Origin of the sequence: Nitrococcus mobilis Nb-231 (genome assembly GCF_000153205.1) — a bacterium.
GTDB classification, from domain to species: domain Bacteria; phylum Pseudomonadota; class Gammaproteobacteria; order Nitrococcales; family Nitrococcaceae; genus Nitrococcus; species Nitrococcus mobilis.
Genome location: NZ_CH672427.1, coordinates 2,710,376 through 2,723,815, shown reverse-complemented (window position 1 = coordinate 2,723,815; position 13,440 = coordinate 2,710,376). Strand labels below are relative to the sequence as shown.

At 56.9% G+C, this 13,440-nt stretch carries 13 protein-coding genes; 6 read left to right on the top strand and 7 right to left on the bottom strand.

Features of this window, described 5'->3' with window-relative positions; translation table 11 throughout:
- Positions 1-10: 10 nt before the first annotated feature.
- Positions 11-961 (top strand): glucosaminidase domain-containing protein, encoded by a 951-nt coding sequence (locus NB231_RS16995; protein WP_005003354.1) that lies wholly within the window; start codon positions 11-13, stop codon positions 959-961.
- 13 nt (positions 962-974) lie between these two features.
- Here NB231_RS16995 and argA read toward each other — a convergent pair whose 3' ends face one another.
- Positions 975-2,291: an amino-acid N-acetyltransferase gene (gene argA, locus NB231_RS12365; protein WP_005003353.1), complete on the bottom strand. Its 1,317-nt coding sequence runs from the start codon at positions 2,289-2,291 to the stop codon at positions 975-977.
- Positions 2,288-3,466 (bottom strand): acetylornithine deacetylase, encoded by a 1,179-nt coding sequence (gene argE / locus NB231_RS12360; RefSeq protein ID WP_005003350.1) that lies wholly within the window; start codon positions 3,464-3,466, stop codon positions 2,288-2,290. The genes argA and argE overlap by 4 nt, the downstream gene beginning before the upstream one ends.
- A 347-nt stretch (positions 3,467-3,813) precedes the next feature.
- Between argE and lgt the strand changes: the two genes are divergently transcribed.
- Together lgt and thyA are read left to right on the top strand one after the other, a co-directional pair.
- Complete coding sequence (lgt, locus tag NB231_RS12355) at positions 3,814-4,620, top strand: prolipoprotein diacylglyceryl transferase (RefSeq protein ID WP_005003348.1); 807 nt, start codon at positions 3,814-3,816, stop codon at positions 4,618-4,620.
- 79 nt (positions 4,621-4,699) lie between these two features.
- Positions 4,700-5,533, top strand: coding sequence for a thymidylate synthase (gene thyA, locus NB231_RS12350; protein ID WP_005003347.1), 834 nt, complete (start codon positions 4,700-4,702; stop codon positions 5,531-5,533).
- Positions 5,534-6,308: 775 nt separating this feature from the next.
- Here thyA and NB231_RS17890 read toward each other — a convergent pair.
- From NB231_RS17890 to NB231_RS12340, 3 genes are all read right to left on the bottom strand, one after another.
- Entirely contained in the window at positions 6,309-6,872 is a 564-nt protein-coding gene (locus NB231_RS17890; RefSeq protein ID WP_084766328.1) for a c-type cytochrome, read from the bottom strand.
- Between the two features lie 83 nt (positions 6,873-6,955).
- On the bottom strand, positions 6,956-7,285 hold the full coding sequence (locus NB231_RS18700) for a hypothetical protein (RefSeq protein WP_156777008.1): 330 nt from the start codon (positions 7,283-7,285) through the stop codon (positions 6,956-6,958).
- 165 nt (positions 7,286-7,450) lie between these two features.
- On the bottom strand, positions 7,451-8,029 hold the full coding sequence (locus NB231_RS12340) for a hypothetical protein (protein ID WP_005003337.1): 579 nt from the start codon (positions 8,027-8,029) through the stop codon (positions 7,451-7,453).
- Positions 8,030-8,238: 209 nt separating this feature from the next.
- On the opposite strand from NB231_RS12340, the gene NB231_RS12335 reads away from it, so the two are divergent.
- Positions 8,239-8,772: a dihydrofolate reductase gene (locus tag NB231_RS12335; protein ID WP_040662349.1), complete on the top strand. Its 534-nt coding sequence runs from the start codon at positions 8,239-8,241 to the stop codon at positions 8,770-8,772.
- A 230-nt stretch (positions 8,773-9,002) separates the two neighbouring features.
- Positions 9,003-10,352 (top strand): OmpP1/FadL family transporter, encoded by a 1,350-nt coding sequence (locus NB231_RS12330; RefSeq protein ID WP_156777007.1) that lies wholly within the window; start codon positions 9,003-9,005, stop codon positions 10,350-10,352.
- A 389-nt stretch (positions 10,353-10,741) separates the two neighbouring features.
- On the opposite strand, the gene rho is transcribed toward NB231_RS12330, so the two are convergent.
- Positions 10,742-11,998 (bottom strand): transcription termination factor Rho, encoded by a 1,257-nt coding sequence (rho, locus tag NB231_RS12325; RefSeq protein ID WP_005003334.1) that lies wholly within the window; start codon positions 11,996-11,998, stop codon positions 10,742-10,744.
- Positions 11,999-12,204: 206 nt separating this feature from the next.
- Entirely contained in the window at positions 12,205-12,531 is a 327-nt protein-coding gene (trxA, locus tag NB231_RS12320) for a thioredoxin TrxA (RefSeq protein WP_005003332.1), read from the bottom strand.
- A 307-nt stretch (positions 12,532-12,838) separates the two neighbouring features.
- Here trxA and nudE point away from each other — a divergent pair, with 307 nt between their 5' ends.
- Positions 12,839-13,387 (top strand): ADP compounds hydrolase NudE, encoded by a 549-nt coding sequence (nudE, locus tag NB231_RS12315; protein ID WP_005003331.1) that lies wholly within the window; start codon positions 12,839-12,841, stop codon positions 13,385-13,387.
- The last annotated feature ends 53 nt before the right edge of the window (positions 13,388-13,440 follow it).

Below are 13,440 nucleotides of genomic sequence, written 5' to 3'. Positions count from 1 at the left end.
CAAACAAGGCATGAAAAAACCGAATGTCGTCACCCGAATCAGCGCACGCATGCACCCGCCATGGGTCATTGGTGCGGCCTTGTTATCCGGGCTGACACTGTGCGGGGTGTTGTGGTGGTGCGGCACGACCAATCATGCCGCCCTGCCCCCCGCCACCGTGCACTTGCAGCCGATCAAAGTCGAGGATGCCGATTCACTGGCGGCGCTGTTTGCCGAACGCGGCTACGACTGGCCCCCGCACGGAGCGGTACCGCCACTTGCGGTGACCTCACTACCCACCGACCTGGCCGAGCAACCCGCAAGCCGCAAGAAATCGTTGTTCTTTCGCAGCCTCCTCCCCCTGATTCTGGCCGAAAACCGCCGCCTGCAGGCTGAGCGCTCGCTCCTTAAGCGCGCTTTTGCCCAAGGCGGGCTCCCACCCGCGGGATCACTTCGGGAGCAGGTGGTAGCGATCGCGCGGGATCATGGCATCAACGGCGATCTCAACGACTCGGATGTGCGCGCGCAACTGCTGCGCCGGGTCGATCGGATTCCGCCGGCGCTGGCCTTGGCGCAGGCTGCAAGCGAGAGCGGTTGGGGCAGCTCTCGCTTTGCCCGTGAAGGCAACAATCTGTTCGGCGAGCGGACCTGGAATCCGGATCAGGGGCTCACACCGCACCGCCGGGCCAGCCACCTGCGCCATTATGTCCGTGCGTTCGACAGCCTACGCGGCTCGGTGCACAGCTACGTCCACAACCTCAACACCCACCGGGCATACGCCCAACTGCGGCAACTGCGAGAGCGGCTGCGCAACCACGGTAAGCAACCGGATGCCGCGAGCCTGACCGGCAATCTAAATCGCTACTCCGAACGGGGCGCAGACTACGTGGCCGATATCCGGACGATGCTACGCCACAATGCGCTGCCCCAAGCCCTGCAAGACGTCCGTTTGGCTACAACGCGCCGGCGGCCAAACCACTAGTAGCCGTCGTCCCTCACAGCTGTTTGATGAAGACTCGGGAATTGCGCCGAAAGTTATAGAGCCGCTGCCGGCCGACTGGGAGTTTCTGCAGGCTCGCGGGCTGAAAGCCCCGCTCCTGGAACCAGTGGGCGCTGCGGGTAGTCAGCACGAACAAAGTCTGCACACCCTGCGCCGCGGCAGTACGCTCCATTTGCCTGAGCAGGGCATCGCCGCGTTCGCCGCCTCGATAGTCGGGATGCACCACAAAACAGGCCAGCTCCGCCAGGGCTGCATCCGGCATGCGATAAAGCGCGGCGCAGGCGATGATGGTGCCCTCGCGTACGATGACCGTAAAATGCTCGACTTCCGTTTCGAGGCGCTCGCGCGAGCGACGCACCAGAGTGCCGTCGCGTTCGAGCGGCTCGATGAGCTCCAAAATGCCGCCGATATCGTCGATTACGGCTGCACGGGTGATCTCGAACGGCCGCGCGGTGATCAGTGTCCCTGCCCCATCGCGCGTGAACAATTCCAGCAGCAAGGCCCCGTCGATACCTCCGCCAAGCAAGTGCACCCGCCGCACACCACCCCGGCAAGCTTCGAGCGTTCCGGTAAGCAACCGCCGTAGCTCGGGAGTCAGCTCGGCATGCTCATGCAAATAAAGCTGCACCTCCTCGGTGGTCATCTCCCGCACTAAAGCGCCGGTACGCTCGTACACTTGTGCGCCCTCTTGCAGAAACAGCAGCTTGTCGGCGCAGACCTCCCGAGCCACGGCCAACGCCACATCCTCCGAGTAAAGATTGAATACTTCGCCGGTGGGCGAATAGCCTAGCGAAGCGATCAGGACCACCGCATTGTCATCCAGGCGCTGGCGGATCGCCGCCCCATCCACTCGCCGCACTTCTCCGGTATGCAGATAATCGACGCCGTCGCGGATGCCCAACGGGCGGGCGGTAACGAAATTGCCGGATGCCACCCGGATACGCAAGCCGGCCATAGGAGAATTGGCAAGCCCCATGGACAACAACGCTTCGATTTCCACACGAACCGTGCCTACCGCTTCTTTCACGCAAGCGAGAGCAAGCTCGTCGGTAATGCGCAGCCCATTGACATAGCGCATCGTGCAGCCGCGGGCACGCAGCCGCTGCTCGATCTGGGGCCGCGCGCCCGGCACCAGTACCAACCGAACGCCGAGGCTGCTCAGCAGCGCAAGATCGTGGATCAGTGCCGGCAAAGTCCCATCGGCCACCGTTTCACCACCAAAGGCGATGACAAAGGTCCGGCCCCGATGGGCGTTGATGTAAGGCGAGCTGTGGCGGAACCAGTCAACGAAACGGGTCGACTCCCGCTTCATCCCGCCCCCCCGACTACTGGTGGCTCCAAGCAGAAACGGCGGATGAACCGCTGGAGTAAATCGATCATGGGGGCAATGCGATCCACCGATAAATACTCGTCGGGCTGATGGGCCTGATCGATATCCCCGGCGCCCAGCACCACCACCTCCATACCCAACGCTGCAAAAAACGGGCCTTCGGTGCCGAAGGCAACCGCGCCGGGCTCGGCTCCGGTCAGCTCCCGCGCAACCTGGAGGATATAAGAGTCCGCCGGTGTCGACAGCGGCGGCAACCCCGGAAACAAGGGGCGTATCTCTAACGTCGCAGCCGAGTGGGCCAGCACCCGCTCAAGGCGCTCGACCAGCTGCGTCTGTAACTCATCCAGATCCATACCGGGCAACGGCCGTAGATCAAAATGCAGCTCTGCCTCGGCGCAGATGCGATTGGGATTATCACCGCCGTGGATATGCCCCAGATTCAGGGTGGGCTCTGGAACCCGGAATCGGGTATCCCGATAGCGCTGCTGCAGCTCCGCACGCCAGGCCAGGATTTCATTGAGCGCTACGATCATCGCCTCCAGCGCATTGACGCCAAAGCCGGGATCGCTGGAATGGCCGGAACGGCCGATCAGCCGCACGGATTCCATCATAACGCCTTTGTGCAAATGGATCGGCCGCAGTCCCGTCGGCTCACCGATCAAAACGTAGCGACCGATCGGCCGGCCATCGTCGACCAGAGCCTTGGCACCGGCCATGCCGCTTTCCTCATCGGCCGTAGCGAGAATGGTCAGCGGCCGGCGCAAATCCTGCGCCCGCACCTCCCGGACCGCTTCGAGCACAAGGGCAAAAAAGGATTTCATGTCGCTGACGCCGAGCCCATATAAACGCCCGTCCCGCTCCGTGAGCTGGAAAGGATCCGTGCTCCAGCGATTGACGTCGTATGGAACGGTGTCGGCATGGCCCGCCAGGACCAGACCCTCCGAACCGCTGCCAAGCGTTGCCACCAAATTCGCCTTGTGCGGTTGGCCGGGCAACTCGCGTATGTCAATGGTGAAGCCCAAGGAATCGAGCCATTGCGCCAGCCGCTCGATCACGGCACGGTTACCCTGGTCCAAAGCCGGATCGACGCTGCTTACGGACGGCAGCCGAATCAGTTCGCTAAGCATCTGGCGCAGAGTTGGCATGGTTGCGGCCATGGGGTACTCCTTGTTCGGCTTAGTACTACAGTTGCAAATAATCATCGACGGACATCTCGACAATGATTATTTGCAACTGTAGTACTAGCCTCTTATAGCTGGTTAAGCTCCTCCTTGGAACCGTCGATTGTAGCGAATGCCCGCAGGTCGCAAAACTAACGCCGACTGGATACCATCGCCCAATCCATGCGCGGTAAGCCATTCAATGGAATCCAATTGCATGATGATGACGGCGAGCCGCTCGCCCGACGTACTGCGCTCTTAAGATGCAGACGGCATCGAGCCGATTGCCCGTCAGGGCTACTCGTGCGCAGCATCTGCCAAAAAACGGCCCACGGAGATCGCCAATGCTGCACTACCCGGACATCGACCCGATCGCTTTTCGGCTCGGCCCATTAGCCGTTCACTGGTACGGCATCACGTATGCCATCGGCTTCATAGCGGGCTGGTGGCTGGGTCGGCGCCGGGCACGGCAGCCCGATTCCCCGCTCAAGCCCCAGCAAGTGGACGATCTGGTGCTGTTCGTCGCGTTGGGGGTCGTAATCGGCGGGCGCGTGGGGTATATGCTCTTCTATGGCCTGGATCAGCTGCTCGCCAATCCGTTGGCTCTGTTCCAGATCTGGCACGGCGGGATGAGCTTCCACGGAGGGCTGCTCGGCGTCATAGCCATGACTTGGTGGTTCGCACGGCGCATCAAGACGTCCTTTTGGCGAGTGGCCGACTTCGTGGCTCCACTAGTGCCCATCGGGCTCGGAGCCGGACGCATCGGCAACTTCATCAACGGTGAGCTCTGGGGTGCGCCAACAACCCTGCCTTGGGGAATGGTCTACCCGCCACTGGGTTTTCAGCCCCGGCACCCCTCGCAGCTCTACGAGTTCCTGCTCGAAGGCGTCATACTGTTCACCGTTCTCTGGCTGTTCTCCCGGCAAACACGGCCGGCCGGTGCGGTATCCGGATTGTTCCTGCTCTGCTATGGTGGGTTTCGCTTTCTGGTAGAGCTCGTGCGCATGCCGGACCCCCAACTCGGCTATCTCGCTTTTGGCTGGCTCACCATGGGGCAGATCCTCTCGCTGCCAATGATCATCGCCGGCCTGGGTTTGCTCGCCTGGGCTTATCGGGGCCAACTCGCAGGCGCCGGATCGACCAACGTATGATAGCCGTCCAAGGCAACGTAACCATGGCAGCGGTGCCGACAATGAGCGCAATCGCACCGAACAGGCCACGGACGTTCTCATGAAACAGTATTTGGAACTGCTGCGCCATGTCCTTCACCAGGGTGTGCGCAAGAGCGACCGCACGGGAACCGGTACGCTGTCCGTGTTTGGCTATCAGATGCGCTTCGATCTGCAGCAGGGCTTGCCCCTGCTCACCACCAAGCGGCTGCATCTGCGCTCCATCGTCCATGAGTTGCTCTGGTTGCTCTCCGGCGAGAGCAACATCGGCTACCTAAAAGAGAACGGAGTAAGCATTTGGGATGAATGGGCCGATGAGAACGGCGAGCTAGGCCCCATCTATGGACCACAGTGGCGCAAGTGGCCGGCCCAGGATGGCAGCACAATCGATCAGATTACAGACGTGATCGACGGCATCAAGCAAAACCCGAACTCGCGCCGTCATATCGTTAGCGCCTGGAACGTCGCATACCTTCCGGAGGAATCCCTAAGCCCGCAAGCAAACGTTGCCCAAGGCCGGATGGCCCTGCCCGCCTGTCATGCCCTGTTCCAATTCTATGTCGCCGATGGTAAGTTGTCCTGCCAGCTCTACCAGCGCAGCTGCGATGTATTCCTAGGCGTCCCGTTTAATATCGCCAGCTACGCCTTGCTCACCCATATGATCGCCCAAGAATGCGGCCTAGCGCCCGGCGATTTTGTTTGGACCGGTGGCGATGTCCACGTGTACTCCAACCATCTGGAACAGGCCAGACTCCAACTCTCCCGGGCGCCCCGCCCATTGCCGAAGCTGATCATCAAGCGCAAACCCGACTCGATTTTCAACTATTGCTATGATGATTTCGAGATCGTCGGGTACGATCCACATCCGGCCATCAAAGCTCCGATCGCCGTGTAGCCATAACGAACGGTAGGCGGTTGGGCTCCGCCAATCTCGAAACATTTAAGCGATGCTAATTTTAATTGATCCGTTCGCTCTGAGCGCTTCGACAAGCCCGCCCTGAGGAGTAGCCGAAGAACCTTAGCATGAACGGACTTTTTCAGGGGGAAACCGCCCTGGTCCAGTCGCCGGGCAGCGCATGTATGACCGCGTCCTTTACCCCATTCCATTACACACAAGTCTGTTCCAGTCGACTCAGGTCGCGCTGGTGCCAGCCAAGTGATTGAAAACACTGATCCCATCTGCCCAGTCGGCGTTCAGCGGGTCAGTTCGTAACATATTGTTTCAATTTAATATTATGGACTTATGTATAAGGTGATGCCTTTACCCATCATGGTCCGCTGCAATGGGTTGTAATGCAAGCGCTCGGGACTTGACATACATATATATGCACGCTTACCGCTGACGCAACAAGAATAATTGTACCGAATTAGGCACAAACCCAGCTAAAGAATTTCTGGCGCAAGAACGGCTCCGATTAGCCACACATATAGTAGAAAATTTCGTGTCGACGTGAAGTGTCCTAAACCATGTACAATGGTTCGAATACCCCACTGGCGAGAACCTGTCCGGTGATCAATTGCAGGGTCCAGCGGATAAGAAAGCGGTCCGGCCTCATGAGCTCACCATTCGGGTGAGCGGCAACAAGCGCTATTTTACCGAACAGTCAGCTCGTTGCGATCAAAAATGATCGTATGCCACGGCCTCAAAAATTTTTCCAAATAACACTCTATTAATGAGAGTGGTTATTTTCACCGTCTGACCTAGCGGTAATAATTTGATATTGCTCTGGCGTAAGCCTCGGCAATTTCTGCAAAAATGCAACCATAGCCCAGATGCGCTGATCATCATGAGTCTCACCCCAGGCTGGCATACCGCTGGCTTTAATGCCGTGCTTGATTATCCAGAACTGACGTTGCGCAGTGTATTTTTCATCTCCATGCTCATCATGGTTATGATCATTTCCATCGCCATCCTGTGATAAATTGGGCGGGCTAGGGTAAAGCCCAACACTCATATCACTTTTATTTTTTCCAGGTTTTAAATGGCACTCCAAACACATTTCATTATAATCTGGACCACCCGAGAGCAGAAGTTCAGGATCGCTTAAATCTGGAACATTGATATCACTGGCGGCGCGTTTGATCGAGCGCTCTCTGAGTGTTTCCAAAACCCAATAGGTTACTGCGTTATGGGGAACATCAGCACCTATCGGGTACAGCCCCGAATAGATAAAACCTGCAACTCCCAGCACGCCGATGGCACTTAACAATACAATCATTTTTATAATTTTCATCTTGCCTTACCCATTACACCCTTCCTAGTTAGAAACGATGAGCCAATTAATAACGATAGATTCACCTTTCTCGAGCCGCGCAATTAATGGTAGAAATGGTGGCCAGATGATTCTTTTGACTTGCCATGATGGTCAGTATCGTGCTCAACTTCTTTAGTCGTTTGTTCCGAGGTATGATAATCAGTCATATCGGACTGCCTGATCTTTTTACATTTAATCATTATTGCCATCAGAACAGGGTCATTTTTGTCCACCCCTGATTGATTCATTGATTCTATCGCTGCACAGTCTGGCTTTTCTGATTTTTTTGCATGTTCTGCTGGGTCATGAGCATGCACAAAATTCGCGAAAAGCAAAAAAGATACGAGCGCAAGGATATTGTTTTTTATTTTTTTCACTTTGATTGCTTTCATATAAACCCCCTGAAGTCCACTACGAAATATCTGAAATATTAAGTCAATTTATCTCTACAGAGAGAAATAATAAAAATGCTTCACTTCCGAGCACCGCTTTTGGATCAAATGCTTCCTGTGTATCCATTTAAAAGCCAAGTGGACGAACGGCGCCCTTAGTAGGGGCTATTGCGTTGAAACACTGAAAGCATCAAATATTGACCCCCCTTCCGTGTAAAGAATTAGCTCACTGGAAAAAACAAGAATAACGATGAGCCAGGCGGCATGCAACCCAGGCTGCGGCCTCAACTCTGCCACGGCCTTTGTTACCGCTGCTATTATAAGGGTTACGCCCATAATTCTATGCTGAACAATTAACAGCAGCATCGATACGTGGGTATCATGCTGCGCGTGGAAAAAGAAAATTATCCCAGCTAGAAATAGGCCTACCGGCAACGCCATGGACCATAAGAGGGCTGGCAATTTCCCAAAACAACGGGCACCCTCAATCACTCCGATTGATAGTAATAGCGCTGATAAAAAAATATGCTGATCGGTTTCTTTGGAGTAGTTCGCGGGAAGTGCGCTGCCGTGGATCATGGGATCGAGAAGAAGTGCAATGCCTACAATCAGCAAGGCACAGGGAATAAGAAGCGCCGACCTTTGGCGGCGAAAGACTTGAATATCATGCAAAATCAAGGGGCTGACGATGAGCGCGAGAAACACCCCGAATAACCAATGAACCTGTTCGGAGGAAAGACCCATAATGGTAACAACCTGTTAAATTGCATGACTCGCCACTGGAACGAGAGCATATCAAAGTGGCGAAGCCTCAGCGATGAGCAAGCTGTTCGAGCCGACCTGACATCTGGCAAGTACCGTGCGCTCCGAGATGCGGCGCAAGGCAGACAAGCTAATATTCTTGTATGTTGTGCGCCACCGGCATAACCCTCTAGGAGGGGGAATCCACCTGAATGACCCACAATTCTCAGCGCCCCGTTATTTCTTTGATTGCCGCTATGGCGGAAAACCGAGTCATCGGGCGAGCGCACGGGCTGCCCTGGCGATTGCCGGCGGACATGCGTCATTTTGTAGCGCTCACTCGGGGCAAGCCCATCGTCATGGGCCGGCGCTGCCATGACACCATCGGGCGAGCGCTGCCGGGACGGCACAATATCGTGCTAAGCCGAAACCCCGCTCATCGGGTACCCGGCTGCATGCTCGTACATGACCTCGAAGCGGCTTTGGCGGTAGCCGCAGGAGCATCGGAAATCATGATTATCGGCGGAGAACAGATATACCGGCTCTTTCTCGCCCGGGCCGATCGCATTTATCTGACCCTAGTGCACGGGCGGGTCGAGGGTGATGCTTTTTTCCCGCACCTCGATGCAGCCGAGTGGCAAGAAAGCGCTCGGCAATCGCGGTTAGCCGATGCCGACAACGCTTACGCACTGACCTTCCTAACCTTGCTCAGACGCGCAAGCGAGCCCAACTGTGAAACCGCTTGAGCATTTTACCCGCAAGGCTTGCGGAACAACCCTAAGTCTTTTAGGCCATCATAGTGACATGCATCATGGAATCTTGAACCGGACAATTATATACCGTCATCCTACACACATTCTGGCGACCCGCTCATGGTTAAGGATGGAACATTGGCAAAGCGTCGTGCCTACAAATAGGCTAACGGGCACCATGTTATACGATGCGAACAAAAATTCACGGACGGAAAAAAAGTACCATGACAATGACTGTCAAGCACCGGGGACTGGCAAGGCCATTTATGACGATTGCATTGGCAGCTTCGGTAGGCACCGCAGCCGCCTCCGGCTTTCAAATTCGCGAGCAAAGTGCCAAAGCCTTGGGTAACGCGATGGCCGGCGCCAGCGCCGGCGCCGAAGACGCCTCCTATATGGCTTATAATCCGGCAACGATCGGGCACTTACCGGAAAACCAGTTAACCGGCAACCTGAGCTACATCGATCCCGAAATCAGACTCAAGCACGCCAACGCCAGCACCGCGCTGGGTACGCCTATTCAGGGCCCCACCGATGATGGCGACGTGAACGCACTCGTGCCGGCACTGACCGCCAAATGGCGCCTAAACGAGAAATTCGACTTAGGCTTGGGCGTTTACTCCTTCTGGGGTCTCAAAACCGATTATAATCGCGCTTGGATCGGGCGTTACCATGCCGTGGACACAAGCCTCACCACCGTGGCCATCAACCCGGTCTTGGCCTTCAAGCCGACCCCCCAACTCTCTGTCGGGGCTGGGTTGATCGCACAATACGCCAATGCGCGGCTGACCAACGCCATTGACTTCGGCACGATCGGTGCGGCGCAGGGCCTACCGGGCGCGAATCCCGGCAATCAGGACGGCTTCGCCCGCGTCACCGGCGATGACTGGGGTTTCGGCTTCAATCTCGGAGCGCTCTACGAGCTCACCCCTAACACGCGCATCGGCATAGCTTACCGCTCCAAGGTGGAGCATACGCTCAAGGGTAAAGCCAGCTTCGATCCGGACCAAGCAGGGATCGCCAATACGCTCGGTGCAGCGCTCGGCGGCGCTTTCACCGATACCGTCGGTAAGGCGGATCTCACCACGCCGGCCACAGCGAGTCTCGGAGTATTGCATCAGGCGACTAAACGGCTGGCGCTGATGGCCGAGGTTCAGTGGACGAACTGGAGTGAGTTCGGCCGCCTAGTGGTGAAATTCGATAACAACACTCCCAACAGCGTAACCGACAATGACTGGCAAGATACTTGGTTCGCATCGATCGGAGCGAGCTACCGCCTCACGAATCGCTGGCTGCTGCGCGCAGGGCTCGCCTACGATCAAACGCCGATCCCCGACCCGCGGCATCGCACCCCCCGAATACCGGGTTCGGATCGTAAGTGGCTTGCCCTGGGAACCACCTACAGCCCAGTTGCCAATTTCGATATCACCGGTAGCTGGGTACACGCCTTTCTCAGTGATGCCGATAGCAATTTGAAGGCCGGCGATGAGGGCAACAGCGCGCGAGGCAATCTCACTGGCACTTATAAAGTATCGGCCGACGTATTCTCGCTCCAAGCCGCTTGGCGCTTCTGACGCTTCTTGTTGCGCGGCATCTAGCCCGGAAGTCTCATGAATCCGCGCGATGATTAATGATTGCGCAGCTTGTGGATTCACAGGAGTTTTTGTGAAGGAGCGGCGTATCGGTGACCACGCCCGACTGAGCAAAATCTTCTGTGGATTCAATTGGTAAGCGAGGGTTTTTGCGATTCATGAAGTTCCCGGGCTAGAGCGGCTCGGGCTGCCCACCCGCCGCAGGAATCGATACGCACCGGTGGCTCGCCAGCAGGCTCGAGCGCCGCGGGTCGAATACGCAATCCATGGGTACGAAACGGCGCTGGGCGCGCTCCAAACGCTTACCAGTAGTCCAGCAAACAAACTCAGGAAAAGCGCTTTGGGCTCCCGAAGTTTTTGGGTCAACCCGATCAGCGCTTCATGTACTCGAAAAATTCCTGGTTTGTCTTGGTGTCCTTGAGTTTATCCAAAAGGAATTCGATCGCCGCCAGCTCGTCCATGGGGTGCAGCAGCTTGCGCAAAATCCAAGCTTTCTGCAACTCGTCAGGCCCCATGAGGAGCTCCTCACGCCGGGTTCCGGAGCGATTGATATTGATCGACGGATAAATACGCTTCTCCGAAATACGCCGATCCAGGTGCAGCTCCATATTACCCGTGCCCTTAAACTCCTCGTAAATGACATCGTCCATCCGCGAGCCCGTCTCCACCAAAGCGGTCGCGATGATGGTCAGAGACCCGCCTTCCTCGACGTTGCGAGCCGCCCCAAAGAACCGCTTCGGCCGATGCAGCGCATTGGCATCCACACCACCGGTGAGTACTTTGCCGGATGAAGGCACCACCGTATTATAGGCGCGCGCCAGGCGGGTAATGGAGTCGAGCAGAATCACGACATCCTGCTTGTGCTCGACCAAGCGCTTGGCTTTCTCGATCACCATTTCGGCGACCTGTACGTGCCGGCTGGCGGGCTCGTCGAAGGTTGATGACACCACCTCACCACGAACCGAACGCTGCATCTCCGTAACCTCCTCGGGTCGCTCGTCGATGAGCAGGACGATCACGTAGCATTCGGGGTAGTTGGAAGTAATGGACTGAGCGATGTTCTGCAGCATCATCGTCTTGCCGGCTTTCGGCGGTGAGACGACGAGGCCACGCTGACCTTTGCCTATGGGCGCGACCAGATCGATGATCCGCGCCGTGAGGTCTTCGGTGCTGCCGTTGCCCCGCTCCATCTTGAGCCGCGACTTGGCGAACAACGGCGTCAAATTCTCAAATAGAACCTTATGACGAGCCGCTTCCGGCTTCTCGAAATTGATTTCGTTGACTTTCAGCAGTGCGAAATAGCGTTCGCCTTCCTTTGGCGGGCGAATTTTCCCTGCTACCGTATCTCCCGTACGCAAACTGAAACGCCGAATTTGGCTCGGGGAGACATAAATATCATCCGGTCCTGCCATGTATGAACTGTCGGCAGAACGCAGGAAACCGAAGCCGTCCTGGAGAATTTCCAAAACGCCATCGCCCCAGATGTCTTCACCTTTCTTGGCTTGCGCCTTGAGAATGGAGAAGATGACATCCTGTTTACGCGACCGTGCCATACCCTCGATTCCAAGGGACTGGGCAATCTCCACGAGCTCGGTGGCGGGTTTCTGCTTAAGTTCCGTGAGATTCATTGTTTAGTGCTTCATGGGTTAGGTCGGTCTAAACCCGGCGCACGGGGTCCCAGCCCCTGGCGCTGGTCTTGCAGGCGCGTTGCGAGAGCGCCCTATCAGCTTTCGCTGCCACAATCGCACTCGAGGCCTGGTGCTGTGGCGGCTTGGTGAACGGACTGGCCAATATCGGAGCGAAGAGGGCGGCCCAATCGACCGCCCTGACAAAATCAGAGGTTGCTGTCGAGGAACGCCGTGAGCTGTGACTTCGACACCGCGCCCACCTTAGTTGCCTCCACTTCGCCGTTTTTGAACAGCATCAACGTTGGAATCCCCCGAATACCATATTTCGGTGGCGTTTCCGGATTATCATCGATATTCAGCTTGATCACTTTCAATTTGCCAGCGTACGCCTCGGCCACCTCGTCGAGGATAGGAGCAATCATCTTGCACGGGCCGCACCATTCTGCCCAATAATCCACAAGAACAGGCTCTGCGGCCTTCAACACTTCTTGTTCGAAGGTCTCGTCCGAGGCATGGACGATATTTCCGCTCACGGTTTGTAACCTCCAAATGCTGCCGTCGGGAGAGGTTTAGTGTTCTCACTATACCTGGCTTGGGGCGAAAGCGATTGGCTAATGCGGGGGGTTCGAAACACATCGCGCTGGTTGCGCGTATAATTTTGAGGAATTTTAGCGAGCATCATGATTCTTGTCAACGCTTGGCAGGCACGCCGAGGTGCCGGAGCGAACCATGCAACGCGACGAATTGCCAAACCCATAACAAGCCTGTCTCGTTGCGCTCGACGGTAATCTCGATGACAGGGGTGTGTACAATAGCCGCATCGTCCGCTGGAGTCCTGGCATGCCACCCAAACCGATAACCGTGCAGCGGCGCATCGTCGCACGCTCCCGCCTGTTCCAGGTGGAAGCCGTGAGCTTGCGCTTCGCCAACGGGGTCGAAGCCGAATACGAGCGGCTCACACCGGGCGCCGGATCCGCCGGCGCCGTACTGATCGTACCCATCCTCGAGGGCGACACAGTGCTACTGGTACGTGAATACGCGGCCGGAACGGATCGTTACGAGCTCGGCTTACCCAAAGGTCGGATAGAACAGGACGAGGAACCACTTTCAGCGGCCGCTCGTGAGCTGCGCGAGGAAGTAGGCTATGCGGCTGCACGCCTCACCCCATTGCGTTCACTGACCCTCGCGCCGGGCTATCTCGCGCATCAGACACAGGTGGTGTTGGCCGAGCAACTCTATCCGGACTCCCTCGAGGGTGATGAACCGGAAGCCCTCGAGGTAGTATCCTGGCCGCTATCTGATCTGGCGGGCTTGCTCACCTGTGAGGAATTGACCGAAGCACGCACGATCGCCGCTCTTTTCATGGTCCGGGAATATCGTCTGAGCTAGGGTCTGTTAACACTGCCCCCCGATCGCCGCGTTGCGGCCCAAAATTGGGTCAG